12 protein-coding genes are annotated in these 15,161 nt (G+C 64.4%); 4 read left to right on the top strand and 8 right to left on the bottom strand.

Going from position 1 to position 15,161, the window contains the following annotated elements; all coding sequences use genetic code 11:
- The 6 genes from G3N97_RS27915 to G3N97_RS27890 all read right to left on the bottom strand — a co-directional run.
- Nucleotides 1-885 (bottom strand): glycosyltransferase family 2 protein (locus G3N97_RS27915; protein ID WP_205996238.1); only part of this gene is annotated, 885 nt, incomplete at its 3' end.
- A gap of 17 nt (nt 886-902) precedes the next feature.
- Nucleotides 903-3,131 carry a polysaccharide biosynthesis tyrosine autokinase gene (locus G3N97_RS27910; protein ID WP_205996237.1) on the bottom strand — a complete coding sequence of 743 codons (2,229 nt, stop codon included), beginning with the start codon at nt 3,129-3,131 and terminating at the stop codon, nt 903-905.
- Nucleotides 3,132-3,183: 52 nt separating this feature from the next.
- Nucleotides 3,184-4,356 carry a polysaccharide biosynthesis/export family protein gene (locus G3N97_RS27905; protein WP_205996236.1) on the bottom strand — a complete coding sequence of 391 codons (1,173 nt, stop codon included), beginning with the start codon at nt 4,354-4,356 and terminating at the stop codon, nt 3,184-3,186.
- Nucleotides 4,353-4,802, bottom strand: coding sequence for an exopolysaccharide biosynthesis protein (locus G3N97_RS27900; RefSeq protein WP_065065380.1), 450 nt, complete (start codon nt 4,800-4,802; stop codon nt 4,353-4,355). Before G3N97_RS27900 ends, G3N97_RS27905 begins: the two co-directional genes overlap by 4 nt.
- 43 nt (nt 4,803-4,845) lie before the next feature.
- Entirely contained in the window at nt 4,846-6,264 is a 1,419-nt protein-coding gene (locus tag G3N97_RS27895; RefSeq protein WP_074982425.1) for a UDP-glucose/GDP-mannose dehydrogenase family protein, read from the bottom strand.
- A 77-nt stretch (nt 6,265-6,341) separates the two neighbouring features.
- A complete protein-coding gene (locus G3N97_RS27890) occupies nt 6,342-7,721 on the bottom strand; it encodes an undecaprenyl-phosphate glucose phosphotransferase (RefSeq protein ID WP_205996235.1) in 1,380 nt (459 codons plus the stop codon).
- A 504-nt stretch (nt 7,722-8,225) separates the two neighbouring features.
- On the opposite strand from G3N97_RS27890, the gene G3N97_RS27885 reads away from it, so the two are divergent.
- Entirely contained in the window at nt 8,226-9,746 is a 1,521-nt protein-coding gene (locus G3N97_RS27885) for a mannose-1-phosphate guanylyltransferase/mannose-6-phosphate isomerase (protein ID WP_065065382.1), read from the top strand.
- Between the two features lie 411 nt (nt 9,747-10,157).
- Here G3N97_RS27885 and G3N97_RS27880 read toward each other — a convergent pair whose 3' ends face one another.
- A complete protein-coding gene (locus G3N97_RS27880; RefSeq protein ID WP_205996234.1) occupies nt 10,158-11,396 on the bottom strand; it encodes a transposase in 1,239 nt (412 codons plus the stop codon).
- Nucleotides 11,397-12,123: 727 nt separating this feature from the next.
- Between G3N97_RS27880 and G3N97_RS27875 the strand changes: the two genes are divergently transcribed.
- The gene (locus tag G3N97_RS27875) at nt 12,124-12,621 is read left to right on the top strand and encodes a DUF2501 domain-containing protein (protein ID WP_205996233.1); all 498 of its coding nucleotides are present in this window, start codon (nt 12,124-12,126) and stop codon (nt 12,619-12,621) included.
- 202 nt (nt 12,622-12,823) lie between these two features.
- Nucleotides 12,824-13,297 carry a hypothetical protein gene (locus G3N97_RS27870; RefSeq protein WP_205996232.1) on the top strand — a complete coding sequence of 158 codons (474 nt, stop codon included), beginning with the start codon at nt 12,824-12,826 and terminating at the stop codon, nt 13,295-13,297.
- Nucleotides 13,298-13,411: 114 nt separating this feature from the next.
- On the opposite strand, the gene G3N97_RS27865 is transcribed toward G3N97_RS27870, so the two are convergent.
- Nucleotides 13,412-14,035, bottom strand: a complete 624-nt coding sequence (locus G3N97_RS27865; RefSeq protein ID WP_065065385.1) for a DUF4337 domain-containing protein — start codon at nt 14,033-14,035, stop codon at nt 13,412-13,414.
- Between the two features lie 333 nt (nt 14,036-14,368).
- Between G3N97_RS27865 and G3N97_RS27860 the strand changes: the two genes are divergently transcribed.
- Nucleotides 14,369-15,161 (top strand): hypothetical protein (locus G3N97_RS27860; RefSeq protein WP_205996231.1); only part of this gene is annotated, 793 nt, incomplete at its 3' end.

Below are 15,161 nucleotides of genomic sequence, written 5' to 3'. Positions count from 1 at the left end.
GGCGCGCCAGCGCGCGAACGCGACGCCCGGCGAGCCCGCGCGCAACGCGCTCAGGCCCGTATGCAGCAGCCCCGGATAGACACGCGTGCCGACCAGCGTCCACCACCACCACGCCGTCTCGCGATGCAGCGGCGGCAGATGGCTGCGCAAAATCAGATGGAAATTGAACGCGGCGTTGCGGATCGACGCGAGCGTCTGCGCATTGCGTGGATCCTCGCCCGGACGCGGCGCCGGATAATGATCGACGGCCACGCGCGGATCGTAGACGAGCTTCCAGCCCGCACGCTTCACGCCCATGCTGAACGCCATGTCGTTGTGCGTCTGCGCGCCCGTGCCGCGCAGACGGCGGTCGAAACGCAGCCCGCCGATCGCCGCGCGCCGATAGCTCATGTTCGCGCCCTTGAGCAGATCGACTTCGCGCGCCTCGCCCACGCCCAGATGATGATTGCCGACGATGCGGCCCGAGCGCTGCACGCGGCCCACCAGCGGACGCTCGCCGTCGAGCACGCGGCCTTCTTCGTGGACCCAGTCGCGGCCGCCGAGCGCGCCGAGCTTCGCATCGGCCTCGAAATGCGCGGCGATGCGCGCGACCCAGTCGGCGTGCGGCGCGGCGTCGTCGTCGGTGATGGCGATCACGTCGCCCGTCGCCGCTTCGAGACCGCGATTGAGCGCGGCCACCTGACCCGGTTCCTCGACGGTCGCCACTTCGACGTTGAGCACGCGCGGCGTCACATGTTCGGCGAGGCACGCGTGCGTCGCGGCATCGTCGGCGCGCGCCACCACCACGATCTGATCGGGCGCGCGTTCCTGGCGCAACAACGCCGAGAGGCAGCGCGAGAGATCTTCAGGACGCCTGTACGTCGGTACGAGCACGGTCACTTTCATCGCGTGTTCCCCTTTCATCAGGCGCTCAGATATTCCTGCACGGCGCTGTAGCCATAGCCGTAGCTGCCGCGCGCGCGCGCCGGCACGCCGTTGAAGACGCCGCCCGTCACATGCACGCCCGCGGTGCGCAGACGCTTGAGCGTATCGGCGATCTCGCCTTCGGTATGCATGCCCGAGCGCAGCACGAGGAAGGTCGAACCCGCATGACCGCTGATGATCGCGGCATCGGTCACGGCCAGCACCGGCGGCGTATCGACGAGCAGAATGTCGTAGCGCTTCGCGAGGCCGTCGAGATACTGGCCCAGACGCGGCGACATCAGCAGCTCGGAAGGATTCGGCGGACGGCGGCCGCACGAGATGAAGTGCAGGTTGTCCACTTCGGTCGCGCGAATCGCTTCGTCCAGCGAGATCTGACCCGAGAGCAGTTCGGAGAAGCCGTTGTCCTGCGGGCCGCCGAGATAGCGCTCGAGCGCGCCGCGGCGCATGTCGCCGTCGATCATCAGCACGCGTTTGCCCGAATGCGCGAGCAGCACGGCGAGGTTCGCGGTCATGAAGCTCTTGCCGACGCCCGGCACCGACCCCGTGAGAACGACCACGCGATTGCGCGCGTCCATCACGCTGAACTGCAGCGAGGTGCGCAGCGAACGCAGGCTTTCGACCGTGAGATCCTTCGGTGCCGCGCTCGCGAGCACTTCGCGCAGACGCGTGCCGCCGCGCACCGGCGCGCGTTTTTCGAGCGCCGTCTGTTCGGCCGAGAGCGGCACGAGACCGTAGACGGGAAGCTGGAACGTGCGCTCGATCACGTCCGGATCGACGATGCCCTTGAACATGTTCCGGCGCATCAGCACGAAGCCGGTGCCGAGGATCAGGCCGAGCATCGCGGCCGCCGAAACGATCAGCAGCTTCTTCGGCTTCGACGGCTTGCCCGGACGCATCGCCGGATCGACGATATGCACGTTGCCGCCCGTGCCCACGCGCTGCACCGAGAGTTCCTGAATGCGGTTCAGCAGCAGCACGTAGATGTCTTCCGCCACCTTGGCGTCGCGCTGCAGCTGCACGGCCTTCACTTCGGTCGCGGGCAGATCGCGGAACTTGGTGTCGTACTTGGCGCGCTCGCCCTGCAGTTGCGCGAGCTGCTGGCGCGCCGCGATCAGCACCGGATGCTGGTCGCCGAAACGCTGTTGCAGCGAAGCGATCTGCAGTTGCAGCGCGGAAATCTGCTGCTCGTACTGCACGCTGCCGTCGAGATAGATCTTCGCTTCGTCGCTGGCGTTGATCGAACCCGACTTGCTTTGATACGCGGTCAGCGCGGCTTCGGCGTTTTCCAGATCGGACTTCAGGCGCGGCTGCTCGCTGCGCAGGAAGTCGAGCATCTTGCTCGCGTCGGCCTGCTTGGTGGCCACGTGCTCGCGCAGATACGACTGCGCAACCGCGTTCGCCACGGCGGCGGCGTGCTCCGGATCGTTGTCTTCGAGCGAGATGTCGATCACGCCCGTCTGCTTGCCCTGCTCCTGCACCTTGATGGCGTTCTGGAACGCCGTGACGGCGTCCAGATCGTTCATGCGCACGACCGTGAAGCGCGTGCCGGGGCGCGCCTTCAGCTCGCTCACGAGCATCGTCACGCCACCGCCCTGCACCTGCTGGCCGACCGTGCCTTCGACGATACGGCCGCCGTCGGGACCGGAAATCACGAAGCGGTTGTTGTCGAGCGCGGTCAACGTGAGCTTCTTGCCTTCGAGTTCGGGCGTCACGTCGATCGAATCGACGGTCGCCACTTCGCCGCCCCATGCGTAGCTCGTCAGACCGAACCACGGACGCGCGGGGTTGCCCGGCGTCGCGAGACGCGCGGCGAGACTGCCGATCACCGGCAGCGTGACCGGCGAGACCGAGTAGTTCAGCTTGAACTGCTGCACCACCGGCTCGAGCACGCTGCGGCTCTGGATCATCTGGATTTCAGCGTCCGTCGGCAGCGAGCCCTGCTGGCCGTTGGTGATGTTGGCGCCCGACTGCGTTTGCGTGAGCGCCTGCGACGTGTAATCGGCCTGCTCCACGCGCACCTGCGTGTCCGCGGTGTAGACCGGTTTGGCCACGTAGCAGTAGAACACGGCGCAGCCGACCACCACGGCCGCGATCGCGATGAGCCAGCCGATGTCGTCGATGATGACGCGCAGCAACTGGCCGAGGACGACGTCCTCTTCCTCTGTGCGGGCCGCCGGGGCCGCCTGACTGTTGGCTTGAATGCTCACGTTTTCGATCCCGTTTTAAATCGTGTTGCGTGGGAGGAAAGACCTCACGCCCTTAGCGCGTGATCTGCTTCAGGTAGAAGACCGTCTGAACCGTTGGCAGGATCTGCTGCAGCAAGCGGTTGAAGGTCGTCGAGGCCGCCGTACCGACGTACACGACATCCATCGGCTTGAGCTGGAATTGCGACGACAGCATGATCGCGTCCGGCTTCGTCATGTCGAGACGATAGATCTCGGGCTGCGTCGGGTTGTCCTTCATGCCGCGCATCACGAAGATCTGGCGCGGATTCGCGTCGGTGTCGAGAATGCCGCCCGCGGACGTGAGCGCGTCGGCGATCGTCAGCTTGCCGCGAATCAGGCCCGTCTGGATCGGCGTCTTCACTTCGCCCATCACGAATACGCGGCTGTCCGAACGGTCCGGCACGTTGATGATGTCGCCGTCCTGCAGCATCACGTTCTGCGTCGCGTCGCCCGAATCGAGCATGCGGTTCGCGTCGAGCACATAGAGCTTGCCGTCACGCGTGAGGCGCACGCGGTTGATATCGGCGTTGTCGGTGGTGCCGCCCGAACGCGTGATCGCGTCGACGAGCGACAGCGGCACGTCGCTCATGGCGAGCGGACCCGGCGTCTTCACGTCGCCGGTCACCTGGATTTTCTGGCTGCGGTAGGCGAGCACGCGCACGTCCACCTGCGGATTCTTGATATACGGCCCGAGACCCGACGCGAGTCGATCGCGCAGCTGGCCCGGCGTCTTGCCCGCCGCCATCACGCGGCCGACGAACGGGAAGTAGATCGTGCCGTCCTTCGCCACGGTCTGACCGTACGGATCGGACTCGCCAGACAGCGCGTTGGTGTACGGCTGCGTGAGCGTCTGCCCCACGGTCTGCGTGGTGTTGCCGCCCTGCGAGAACGTCGAGCCTTGCGGCGTCGAGATTTCCGGGTGGTCGTAGACCGTCACGCCGAGAATGTCCTGCGGCGCGATGTGATACGTGTAATCGGCCGCATTGGCGTACTTCGCGGGCGGCAGATCGACGTGCACGCCCGCGGCGGCCTGGGCCTGCTGCAGGACGAGCTGCGAGGTGATCAGATGCACGTCGTACTGCTGCTGCGGCTGATTGTTCGGCTGCTCTTTGAGGCTCGACGTGTCGAGATAATTGCCCGGTGCGGTCGCGCACGCGGAAACGAAGGCGCTCAACGCCAGCACGGCCATCAGATTGAGTTTCTTCATTGGCATATTCGGCTTAGCCATCCCTTAACCAGACGATCCATCAATTCGAGACTCTCGCGATACGCGGCTTCGTCGAGGCCGTGCGGATCGGAAACGTCCGAGTTCTCCCAATTGCCCAGCGCGAACACCTTCCCGCGCGCGGTCGGCTCGATGCGCTCCACGGCCGCCACCTGGCGGCGCTCCGTGACGAGCACGAGATCGGCGGCGCGCACGAGCTGGCTCGTGAGGCGGCGCGAGCGGTGTTCGCCCACATCCACGCCGCGCTCCGCGAGCAGTCGCTGCATCACCGGATCCATGTCCTCGCCGTCGAGCGCCCGCAGGCCCGCCGAGTGAAACGCGCCTGCATGCGCTTTCGCGTGCTCGCGAAGGCCCGCGCGAAACAGCTGCTCCGCCGCCGGTGAGCGGCAGACGTTCGCGTGGCAGACGATCAATACGTCGTTGAACATGGCCGTATGGCTCCTTGTTGCGGCTTGCAGCGTGTGCCGGCGATCAGGCCGTGACACGCGTCTGCGTGACGGCTTCGGCACGCGCGCGGCTCGCCTGCGTGGCGCTCGCGCGACCCACCGCGTGATACTCGAAACCGAGTTCCTGCAGCGCGGGCGGGTCGTACAGATTGCGGCCGTCGAACACGATCGGCGTTTTCAGCTGCGACTTCAGCGTTTCGAAATCGGGCGCCTTGAAGACCTTCCATTCGGTCGCGACCACCAGCGCGTCGGCGCCGTTGGCGGCTTCCATCGCGTCCTGCGCATAGCTCAGGCGTTCGAGCTGCTCGGGCGTCTTCGCGAAGTCGAGTTCGATCACGCGCTGCGCTTCCTTGATCGCGACCGGGTCGTACGCGACCACGCGCGCGCCGCGTGCGAGCAATTCGGCGATCAGCGTGCGGCTCGGCGCTTCGCGCATGTCGTCGGTGTTCGGCTTGAAGGCGAGGCCCCAGAGACCGAACGTGCGGCCCGTGAGATCGGAGCCGAAGCGCGTGACGATCTTCTGCGCGAGCACCTGCTTCTGCCCTTCGTTGACGTTTTCGACCGCGCGCAGGATCTGCAGCGGCTCGCCGAAATCTTCAGCGGTGCGCATCAGCGCCTTGACGTCCTTCGGGAAGCACGAGCCGCCGTAACCGCAGCCCGCGTACAGGAAGTCGTAACCGATACGCGGATCGGAACCGATGCCGCGGCGCACCGCTTCGATGTCCGCGCCCACGCGATCGGCGAGATTCGCCAGTTCGTTCATGAACGAGATGCGCGTGGCGAGCATGGCGTTGGCCGCGTACTTCGTGAATTCCGCCGAATGCACGTCCATGTAGAGCGTGCGTTCGTGATTGCGGTTGAACGGCGCGTACAGGCGCTTCATGAGTTCGCGCGCGCGTTCGCCGGGCACGTCTTCGTCGCAGCCCAGCACGATGCGGTCGGGGCGCGCGAAGTCTTCCACGGCCGCGCCTTCCTTCAGGAACTCGGGATTCGAGACCACCGAGAACATGTGGTTTTCGCCGCGCTTGCGCAGCTCGGACGCGATCGCGTCGCGCACCAGCGCCGCCGTGCCGACCGGCACCGTCGACTTGTCGACGATCACCTTGAAGCCCGTCATCGAGCGGCCGATGTTGCGCGCCGCCTGCAGCACGTATTGCAGATCCGCGGAGCCGTCTTCGTCGGGCGGCGTGCCGACGGCGATGAACTGCACGTCGCCGTGCGCGACGGCCGCTTCGACATCGGTCGAAAACGTCAGACGGCGCGCGCGACGATTGCGCTCGATGATTTCCTGCAGGCCCGGCTCGTGAATCGGCACGACGCCCTGATTGAGCAGGTCGATCTTGCGCTGGTCCACGTCGAGACAGAACACGTCGTTGCCGATGTCGGCGAGACACGCGCCCGTCACGAGACCCACATAACCGCTGCCAATGATCGTCAGATTCATGCCCACCTCAAATGTAATTGCCTGTTGGTGTTCGCGAGAGCCGCGGCGTCATGAGCACGCCGCGCGCCCGCCGCGCGTCAATATGCGTTCTGTCCTGCGAAGCCTTTCCACATGGTCATGGCGACGATGCGCAGATCGAGCGCGAAGCTCCAGTGCTGCATGTAATGCAGGTCGAAACGCACGCGGTCGCGCATTTTTTCCACGCGGTCGGTTTCGCCGCGATAGCCGTTGACCTGCGCCCAGCCCGTGATGCCCGGCTTGATGCGATAGCGCGCCATGTAGCCGCGCACGAGGTCCTTATAGATGTCGTCGTGCGCGAGCGCGTGCGGACGCGGACCCACCACCGACATCTCGCCCTTGAGCACGTTGATGAATTGCGGCAGCTCGTCGAGGCTCGTGCGACGCAGGAACGCGCCCACGCGCGTCACGCGCGGATCGCCGCGGCGCGCCTGCGTGACCTGGCCCGCGACTTCCGCATGCACCTTCATCGAGCGGAACTTGTAGATCTCGAACTCGTTGCCGTCGAGACCCTTGCGGCGCTGCTTGAAGAACACCGGACCGCGCGAGGTGAGCTTCACCGCGAGACCGACCACCGCGAACAGCGGCGCGAGCGCGATCAGCACGCAGCCCGCGAACAGGAAGTCGAACACGCGCTTGGGCATCACGCGCAGATCCGTGACCGGCGAAGCCGCGAGATTGATGGCCGGCACGCCGAGCAGATCGACCACGGGCTGACTGAAGAACGAGAGGCTGCGCACGTCCGGAATGAAGCGGATGTTCACGAAGTCGTTGCGCAAGGCCATCGTGATGCGGTGAATCGTGCGCTCCTTGGTGATCGGCAGCGCGAGCCACATTTCGCGCACATCGTGTTCGCGCACGAATTCGATCACCGACTGCAGATCGCGCGCGACCGGCACGCCGTCGAGGAACGCTTCGCCGTCGGCGTCGCTGTCTTCATCGAACACCAGCGCCGGATGAAAGCCCGCCTCGGGACGGCTCTTCATCTGCTCGACGAGAAAGCGCGCGTAACGCGGGCTGCCCACCACGGCCACCGCCTTGTGGTTGTAGCCTTCGCGGCGCAGACCGCGCAGCACCATGTGCACGAGCGCCTTCGAGACGATCAGGAACGCCACCGACGCGACCACCCAGTACGCGAGCCAGATACGCGAGAGCGAATCGGCGCGGTGGACGCTGAAGCTCAGCAGAATGCCCGTGCACTCCACCGCGACCCACGCGGCGCACACACGCGCGAACAGCACGTAGAGCGACTTGCCGCGCCACGACTGGTAGATGCCGAAGGCGGGGAACATCCAGATCGCCAGCAGGCAGTTGAACGCCAGCGCCACGCTCTCCGGATCGGATAGCGGCGCCAGCCTTCCGTGGTGCAAGGCAGCCGCCAGCAGCGCGCCTGCGGCGATGGCGGCAACGTCGATGATTCTCGCTAGAACGCTCAGCATGTCCGGCACCTCGGGTTGAAAAAAATAAACGACAGCCACACGTTCTGCGCCATAGCGCACTGCGGGCTGCACGACGGGAATCAGGGAATTTCACGCCAGATTACCCCGGCGTTGATGAAACGGATCCGAATAAACCCTAATAAAGCGCGATAAAAATTCCGCGCGCAAGGTACAAAAGTATCTCCAAATGTTTCGTTGCTAACGATAGGGTTTTTGGCGCATTTTTTCGGCAACGATTGCCGGATAGCCACGCCGGACGGGCTGTTGCGGGGTCGAATTCGCGGCAAAATTTTCCGCCCTGCGCGTCTTTTGCGTCGATTTATTTTTCTGCGCAACGCGCATATCGCCTATTTTTATTCGAATTTTTGTGCGCGGCGATTTATGACGAATAGCCGACTTTTAATTTAATCCGAATATTTTTCATTTTCTTCTTTACGGCGTGATTTCTGTTGATTTTAAGCATGCTACAAATCGCAGAACCGAAACCCCTTTCAGGAGATCGAGATGACGGATACGGGTTCCGCAACGGCAACGGTGCGAGCGGATCAACCGCAGAATGCGGTACGCAGTGCGCTGCAAGTCTGCCCCGTGGTGCTTGCGGGCGGCTCGGGTTCGCGGTTGTGGCCGCTGTCGCGCGAGCAGTACCCGAAGCAGATGATCAACCTCGTCGGCGAACAGTCGCTGCTCGCGAATACCGCGAGCCGCCTCGATGCGCTCGCTGAGCGCGTCACGCTCGCCGACAAGTTGATGATCGTGTGCAACGAGGAGCATCGCTTCACGACCGCCGAGCAGGTGCGCGCGGCCGGCAAGGAAGCGAAGCTGATTCTCGAACCGCTCGCGCGCGACACCGCGCCGGCGCTCACCATCGCGGCGCTTTCCGTGGTGGCCGAGCAGCAGGACGGCATTCTCGTCGTGATGCCCGCCGACCACGCGCTCGCCGACCTCGATGCGTTCCAGGCCGCGGTCGCCGACGGCGTGCGCCACGCGGCCAGCGGCCAGATCGTGACGATGGGCATCGTGCCTACGCGCCCCGAAACGGGCTACGGCTACATTCACGTGGGCGAACCGGTCGCGAACGGCGAGGAGCAAGGCGCGCGACGCCTGAACGGCTTCGTCGAAAAGCCCTATTTCGAACTGGCGCAGCAGTACGTCTCGTCGCAACGCTACTGGTGGAACAGCGGCATCTTCATCGTGCGCGCGAGCACGTGGCTCAAGGCCATTCGCCACTTCCACCCCGCGATTCACGAAGCGTGCACGGCCGCCGTCGAGCACGGCAAGTCCGATGGCGACTTCTTCCGCGTGGACCGTGAAGCCTTCGAGCGTTCGCCGGCGAACTCGATCGACTACGCAGTGATGGAGCCGCTCTCGGGCGATCCGAGCGTGGCGAGCGGCGTGGTCGTGCCGCTCACGGCGGGCTGGACCGATCTCGGTTCGTGGGACACCGTCTGGCAAGTCTCGGACAAGGACGACGCGGGCAACGTGGCGCAAGGCGAAGTGATGTTCGAAGGCGCCAACGACACGTTCGCGCATTCGGACGGCCGCCTGATCGCGTGTCTGGGCACCGAGAATCTCGTCGTGATCGAAACCGCCGACGCCGTGCTCGTGGCCGACCGTTCGCGCGCGCAGGACGTGAAGAAGATCGTCCAGCGCCTGAAGACGCAACGCCGCAGCGAAGCCGTGGCGCATCGTCTCGTGCATCGTCCGTGGGGTCATTACGACAGCGTCGACAGCGGCGAACGCTTCCAGGTGAAGCGCATCGTCGTCGAGCCGGGCGCGCGTCTGTCACTGCAGATGCACCATCATCGCGCCGAACACTGGGTCGTCGTGCGCGGCACGGCGCTCGTCACGCGCGGCGAGGAACGTTTTATCGTTTCGGAGAACGAATCGGCGTACATTCCGCTCGGCGTGTCGCATCGACTCGAGAATCCGGGCAAGATGCCGCTTGAAATCATCGAGGTGCAGTCGGGCTCCTACCTCGGCGAAGACGACATCGTGCGTCTCGAAGACGTGTACGGACGCCAGTGATGCTCATGCGTGGCCGGTGCTGCTGAAGCGCCGGCCACGCGGCATGCAGTCAGGATAGCGACGGAAAGCAACAGCAGCAGCAACGAGGACGGGGCGTCGGCAACACCGAACGCCCTGCCATGGCGGAGACACGACGAAGCGCCGTAGCAGCCCAACGAACGGAATCACGAACGGACGTGCTGCTACGGCGTTTTGCCAAAGACGGTGATGTGAGACATGTACGCAATACAGCGTGCCACGACACGCGCAACGCATTCAATTGCGGCGTCGATGACCGAGTTGATAACAGCGTCGATTGCGGCGGCGAATACAGCGGCGATGACAGCGGTGAAGCCAGGCGAACGCGCGGATCACTCCGCGGTGGCGGCTGGCGCGCAGTCGAACGCGCGCCGGCGCCTGTCTGACACAGTACTAGCCCAGATGCGTGCGGTAACGCGAAACGTGCACGCGGCGCTCGGCGCCCGAATCGCAGGGATCGACGCTCGCACGCAAGGGCGTGCTCGCGGTGAAACGCTGCATGGGCGCAAGGCGCACACTGCCGGCCGCGCTGCGCGTGATCACGCCATTCGTGCTTCGCGTCGTGCTCAGCGTCGTGGTTTGCGCGCCCGCTTCGCTAGCCGCTTCCGATGCGACGCTGCTGCCCGGTTCAGTCGCGGACGTGGCCGCCTCCGGTTCGATTTCGCCTTCGCGCTCGACCCATTGACGGGCCCAGTCGAATGCGAAATTGCGCGCGCTATCGGCGTCTTCGAACGGCGGCCCGATCAGACCCGAACGTTCGAGACGCTTGCCATCCTTGAGGATTTCCACGGCCGCGCGGTACATATTGTTGCGCGACGTTTCCACGCTCAGGTGCATGGCGTAGCCGTCCCATTCCACGATCTGCGTGGCTTCGACGATGGCGTTGGTCCAGAGCGGACCGGCGTCGGCGTCGAGACCTTCTTCGAAGTTCGCTTCAGCGGGCATGGCGGCCTGACTAGCCGTTCGCACAGCCGTCTGCGCGAGCGGCATGCTCACGCGCGTGGCCGTGGCGCTCGAGTCGGCCTGCGGCGGCACGAGGCCCGCACCAGGGACGCGCGGACGCGTCTGCGCAGGCTGCGCCGCACGCGCCTGCTGGCTGCGCGTGGTGGCGTGCGTCTGCGCACTCGTGATCGCTTCGTCCAGACGCGCGAGCTGGCGCGTCATGCTCTCGATCGGATTGGCCAGCGGCGTCTCCGCCATCGAAGCCGGCGCTTGCCAGGCTTCGGGGCTCTTCCAGTAGACAGCCGGCAGGCCGTCGTCCTCGACCGCTTCCTCGATCGCCACGGCCACGGCCTGAACGGCCTGGGCCTGCTGCACGACCGGCTGGGCCGGCACGGGCTCGGGCACATAGACGAAGTTACGCCCGCGCTGCGCAAGCAGTGCGACGAGTTCGCCCAACGTGCCGCTCACGTGCCATTCCTCGAAACGGCGGCGGCATGTCGGTCCGGACGGATAACGCGCGGGCAGCCGCGACCAGGATTCACCTGTCGTGAGAATCCACAGTACGGCGTTGGCAACCACACGCGGCTCGGCGCGGGGGCGACCGCGCCGGTTGAGCCGAATAGGCGGTTCATCGGATACGAGCGAGGACACCAGCATCCACTCGTCGTCGCTCAGTTCATCGAAATTCATGCTTTTCTCCACGCAGCCGGACCGGGGCTGCAGTGACTGAGCCGTCGCTCGCGAATCTTTGCTGTTCGCGTTGACGAGCTCGGTTGCACCATATGTTTATATGTCATGTCCGTTTGCGTCACCGACTGCACGAAGGCAGTGCGCGTGTTCACGGTATTGACGCAAAGAACGTGGTCTCACTCGTGCAAGGGAGAATTTGTGCAGGAAGCATACCACCTGAAACCAGCCGATGAGGAGGCCCGTAATAAGTGTTACGGTTAGAAACAAAGTATCGCTTTGTGCGGCAATTTGCAGCCTTACCGCACGCTAAAACGCCCTGTTTTTCTGCCATCACACGCAATTTAGCGCCTCATCCGCGCATCGCGTGCCAGCCCCGTCGACCGAATTCTTTTACGACTTGCTTCGTGTGCCAATGCATTAATTCGAATTGAATCGAATTCAATGAATTCGAATTAAATTGAATCGAATTGCATCACCACCCGCTTTTCTCTTTTCGATGTTGTGCCCGCAACAAATGACATGGCGATGAAACCCGCGCACCTGGCGGGTTGCACCTGCGCACATCATGCCGCACACATTGAAACGCCGCACCAATCCCCCTGATGCGAACGCGGTGACACGCTTTCCGACGAACCTCGATGCGCCCGAATCGCGCGGCCACGCTCGAAAAGCCACGAAACGAATCCGTCTATAGTACGAAGGCCACGAACATCATGGAGAACTGGGTATGCAAACATCAGCACCGCGCAACGCCGGCTCGCACCGGCCGCTTCGACTGCATCGACTGCTGATACCCGCCGGCGTGGCCGTCGCCGCGCTGCTCGCGCCGTGGAGCGTCGCCCAGGCGCAGCTCGGCAATCTGCTCAACCAGAGCGGCAACAGCGGTTCGACTTCGGGCGCGCTCGGCAACCTCGGCGGCCTCGGCAGTTCCCTCTCGGGGTCGTCGGTCACCTCGGGCAGTCTCGGCAACGTCACGGGCGTGCTGCAGTACTGCATCAAGAACAATTACCTGAATGCCGACGCCGCGAGCAACGTCAAGGACTCGCTGCTCAGCAAACTGCCCGGCGGCGCCTCCACGAGCGATAGCGGCTATCAGCAGGGCAGCAACGGCATTCTCACGACCGGCAGCGGTCAGAAGCTCGACCTGTCGGGCGGCGGCCTCAAGGACGCCGCCACGAAGCAGGTCTGCGACAAGATCCTGAGTCAGGCCAAGTCGATGCTCTGATCGACGCTCGTACGCCGGACGGCCGCGCTCATGTGCACGCACGAACGCGGCCGCCTGTCCTGCGTGAGCTTCTTTGCAAGAATGTGCGGCGCGGCGCAGAAGTGCGCAATTAGTATGCCGCGACGGTTTGAAACGCTTGAACACCGGCCCGGTTTGGGTGTCGAATGAATTGAACGGTTTTCAAGCGTCCTGAACTCATGCCATGAATCCGCGCCGCGCCCCCTTCGCCCCTTTGCTGTCGTGGTTCGCCTTTGTCTGCGCATTGTGCGCGGGACTGGGCGCCCTGCTCGTTCCGCTTTCCGTCAAAGCGCAGCCGCAGGACGAGCATTTCGACTGCAAGTCGAATCCCCACGCATTTATTGCATCGCTGATTGAAGAAAAGTCGATTGAAGCGCAGCCGAGCCGCGTGGAAGCCAATTCGGTCAACGCATTCCGACCCGTGCACGGCAGCCGCCTGAGCGCATTCGGCTTTCCGGTTTATGTCGTGATCGGTTATGCGCAAGACGACGATTTATTCCGTCACGGCGCCGGAAAGGAAATTCGTGCGCCGCTTTATGGCGTGGTGGTGTCGGCGCCGGCGGAATCGGTACGCACGCGTCTACGTGAAGCCGATAGCGACGCCACCGTGCATTCGGTCGTGCCGCTGATGCTCACGGCCATCGTGTGCGGCGGCTGAATAAAATCTTTCCTGCGTGAAAGGAACGCGTGCAGGAATTAAAGCAAAACGGCCGCGCGCTTCGTGAATCAGCGCGCGGCCGTTGCTTTATTGGTGGCAATCCGCCGTATTCAATCAGCCTGAAAAGAACGCCAGCGCGCCGAGCACCACGCCCACCGCGCCCACGCCCAGCGAACCGCGCAGCAGCCATTTACTGCGCGTGAGCAGCGTAATTGCCGTCAATGCGATGGAAATCTGGATCAGCGTCGTAGCCTGTGCCCAGCGATGATGACCATGCAGGAGTTTCTCGCTGCGCACATCGTCTTCTTCGACCTGCTTTTCCAGCGCCTCGGCTTTCGCGCGAATCGGTTCCTTTTGCTGACGATAACGATCCGCGTCCGCGGCGAAACGACGCTGTGCATCGCCCGCATTCGGCGCAAGCGCGGACAGCGACGCGCCGAGTTCGGCGAGATTCTGCTTTTCGCCCTTCGCCTGGTAATACGCCCATTGATTCGCCGCTTCGGTCTTGTGAATCGCCGCTTCGTTCTTGTAATAGAGCGCGAGGTTTTCGCTGTTGCCGCTCTGATACGCGAGAATCGCGCCGATCGACGCGAGAATCGCGGTCATGACCGCCATGCGGCTCGGGAACGGATCGCGGCCGCCTTCGCCGTGACTTTCGTGGCCGCCGTGCCCATGACCGGCGGCCGCATGCTCGACCGCGTGATCGTGCGGTCCATGCACTTCATACTCTTCAGACATCCAACGACTCTCCGGTGTGACTGGCTGCATGTTTTCTGACGCGCTCGCGCGCGCAGGAGCGCTCAATTATCGTGAGCGCGCGGCGCTTGTCCAGTATTCGAAATGCATGACGCGGCAAGAAAGAGAAACGCATCATTTCGAAAGCTATTCGCAAGATCAATCGTCTATCAATAGACGATGCGATGCCCATGCTGCGGCGCATACATTATGTACGCCGTTTGCTAACGTGGCCGGCGCGTGTCGTTGGGGTATTTTTTTCCGCGCCGCCGCATCTCCGTCACTTTCTGGATTGCGTTGGGCGCAGCGGCTTCGCCGCGCGGCCCGGAGCACGCCATGCCGGCAGACGCCGCCGCCGACTCGCTCGGCAGCCTGATCGACGCGATCTACGACGCGGGGCTCGACGCGCGCCGCTGGCCGGCCCTGCTTGCGCGCCTCGCCCGGCGTATCGGCGCGACGCACGTGAACCTGAGCGTGCTCGCGCCGGACGACGCGCTGCCGCTCGCCGACTGGAGCGGCATCGAAAGCGGCTTTGCCCGTCGATACGCGCAGCATTACGGCGCGCTCGATCCGCTCGTGCCGCAGGTGCGCCGCTGGCCGGCGGGCACGCTCGTGACGGACACGATGATCCGTCCGCAAGCCGCGCATGCGCGCAGCGAATTCGTGCAGGACTGGGTGCGCCCGCAGCACATTCATACGGTCGCGTTCGCCAGCGTGATGCGCGAGGACGGCGTGGCGGCCGTGCTCGGCGCGCTGCGCCATACGCCGCGTTTCTACGCCGACGATGAACTCGAGGTGCTGCGCGCGCTGCTGCCGCATCTGCGTAACGCCATCCGCGTGCAACGTCGCGTGGCGCAGAGCCTGCAGATCGCGCAACCCGCACAACCCGCGCTAGCCGATCCGCTCGCGGCACTCGACGCTTTCGATGCGCTCGACAGCCTCGCCCAATGCGTGCTGATCGCCGACCGCGACGCGCACGTCGTGTTCGCCAATCGCGCGGCGAGCGCGTTGCTCGCGCAGGCGCGCGGCCTGCGCGAAGAACGCCAGGGGCTATGCGCGCCGACGCTCGACACCACGCAGCGCTTGCGCGCGATGATTGCGCGGGCGTCGTCCAGCGAGGCGGGCACGC

The organism is Paraburkholderia sp. Ac-20347 (assembly GCF_017104805.1).
GTDB classification, from domain to species: Bacteria; Pseudomonadota; Gammaproteobacteria; order Burkholderiales; family Burkholderiaceae; genus Paraburkholderia; species Paraburkholderia tropica.
Note: the sequence above shows the minus strand (reverse complement) of the source record. Positions and strands in the feature narration are given on the sequence as shown.

Excerpts from the sequence above, each read along its gene's own strand:
- G3N97_RS27905 (WP_205996236.1), bottom strand. The coding sequence starts at position 4,356 with ATGAAGAAACTCAATCTGATGGCCGTGCTGGCGTTGAGCGCCTTCGTT.
- G3N97_RS27900 (WP_065065380.1), bottom strand. The coding sequence starts at position 4,802 with ATGTTCAACGACGTATTGATCGTCTGCCACGCGAACGTCTGCCGCTCA.
- G3N97_RS27895 (WP_074982425.1), bottom strand. The coding sequence starts at position 6,264 with ATGAATCTGACGATCATTGGCAGCGGTTATGTGGGTCTCGTGACGGGC.
- G3N97_RS27890 (WP_205996235.1), bottom strand. The coding sequence starts at position 7,721 with ATGCTGAGCGTTCTAGCGAGAATCATCGACGTTGCCGCCATCGCCGCA.
- G3N97_RS27885 (WP_065065382.1), top strand. The coding sequence starts at position 8,226 with ATGACGGATACGGGTTCCGCAACGGCAACGGTGCGAGCGGATCAACCG.
- G3N97_RS27880 (WP_205996234.1), bottom strand. The coding sequence starts at position 11,396 with ATGAATTTCGATGAACTGAGCGACGACGAGTGGATGCTGGTGTCCTCG.
- G3N97_RS27875 (WP_205996233.1), top strand. The coding sequence starts at position 12,124 with ATGCAAACATCAGCACCGCGCAACGCCGGCTCGCACCGGCCGCTTCGA.
- G3N97_RS27870 (WP_205996232.1), top strand. The coding sequence starts at position 12,824 with ATGAATCCGCGCCGCGCCCCCTTCGCCCCTTTGCTGTCGTGGTTCGCC.
- G3N97_RS27865 (WP_065065385.1), bottom strand. The coding sequence starts at position 14,035 with ATGTCTGAAGAGTATGAAGTGCATGGACCGCACGATCACGCGGTCGAG.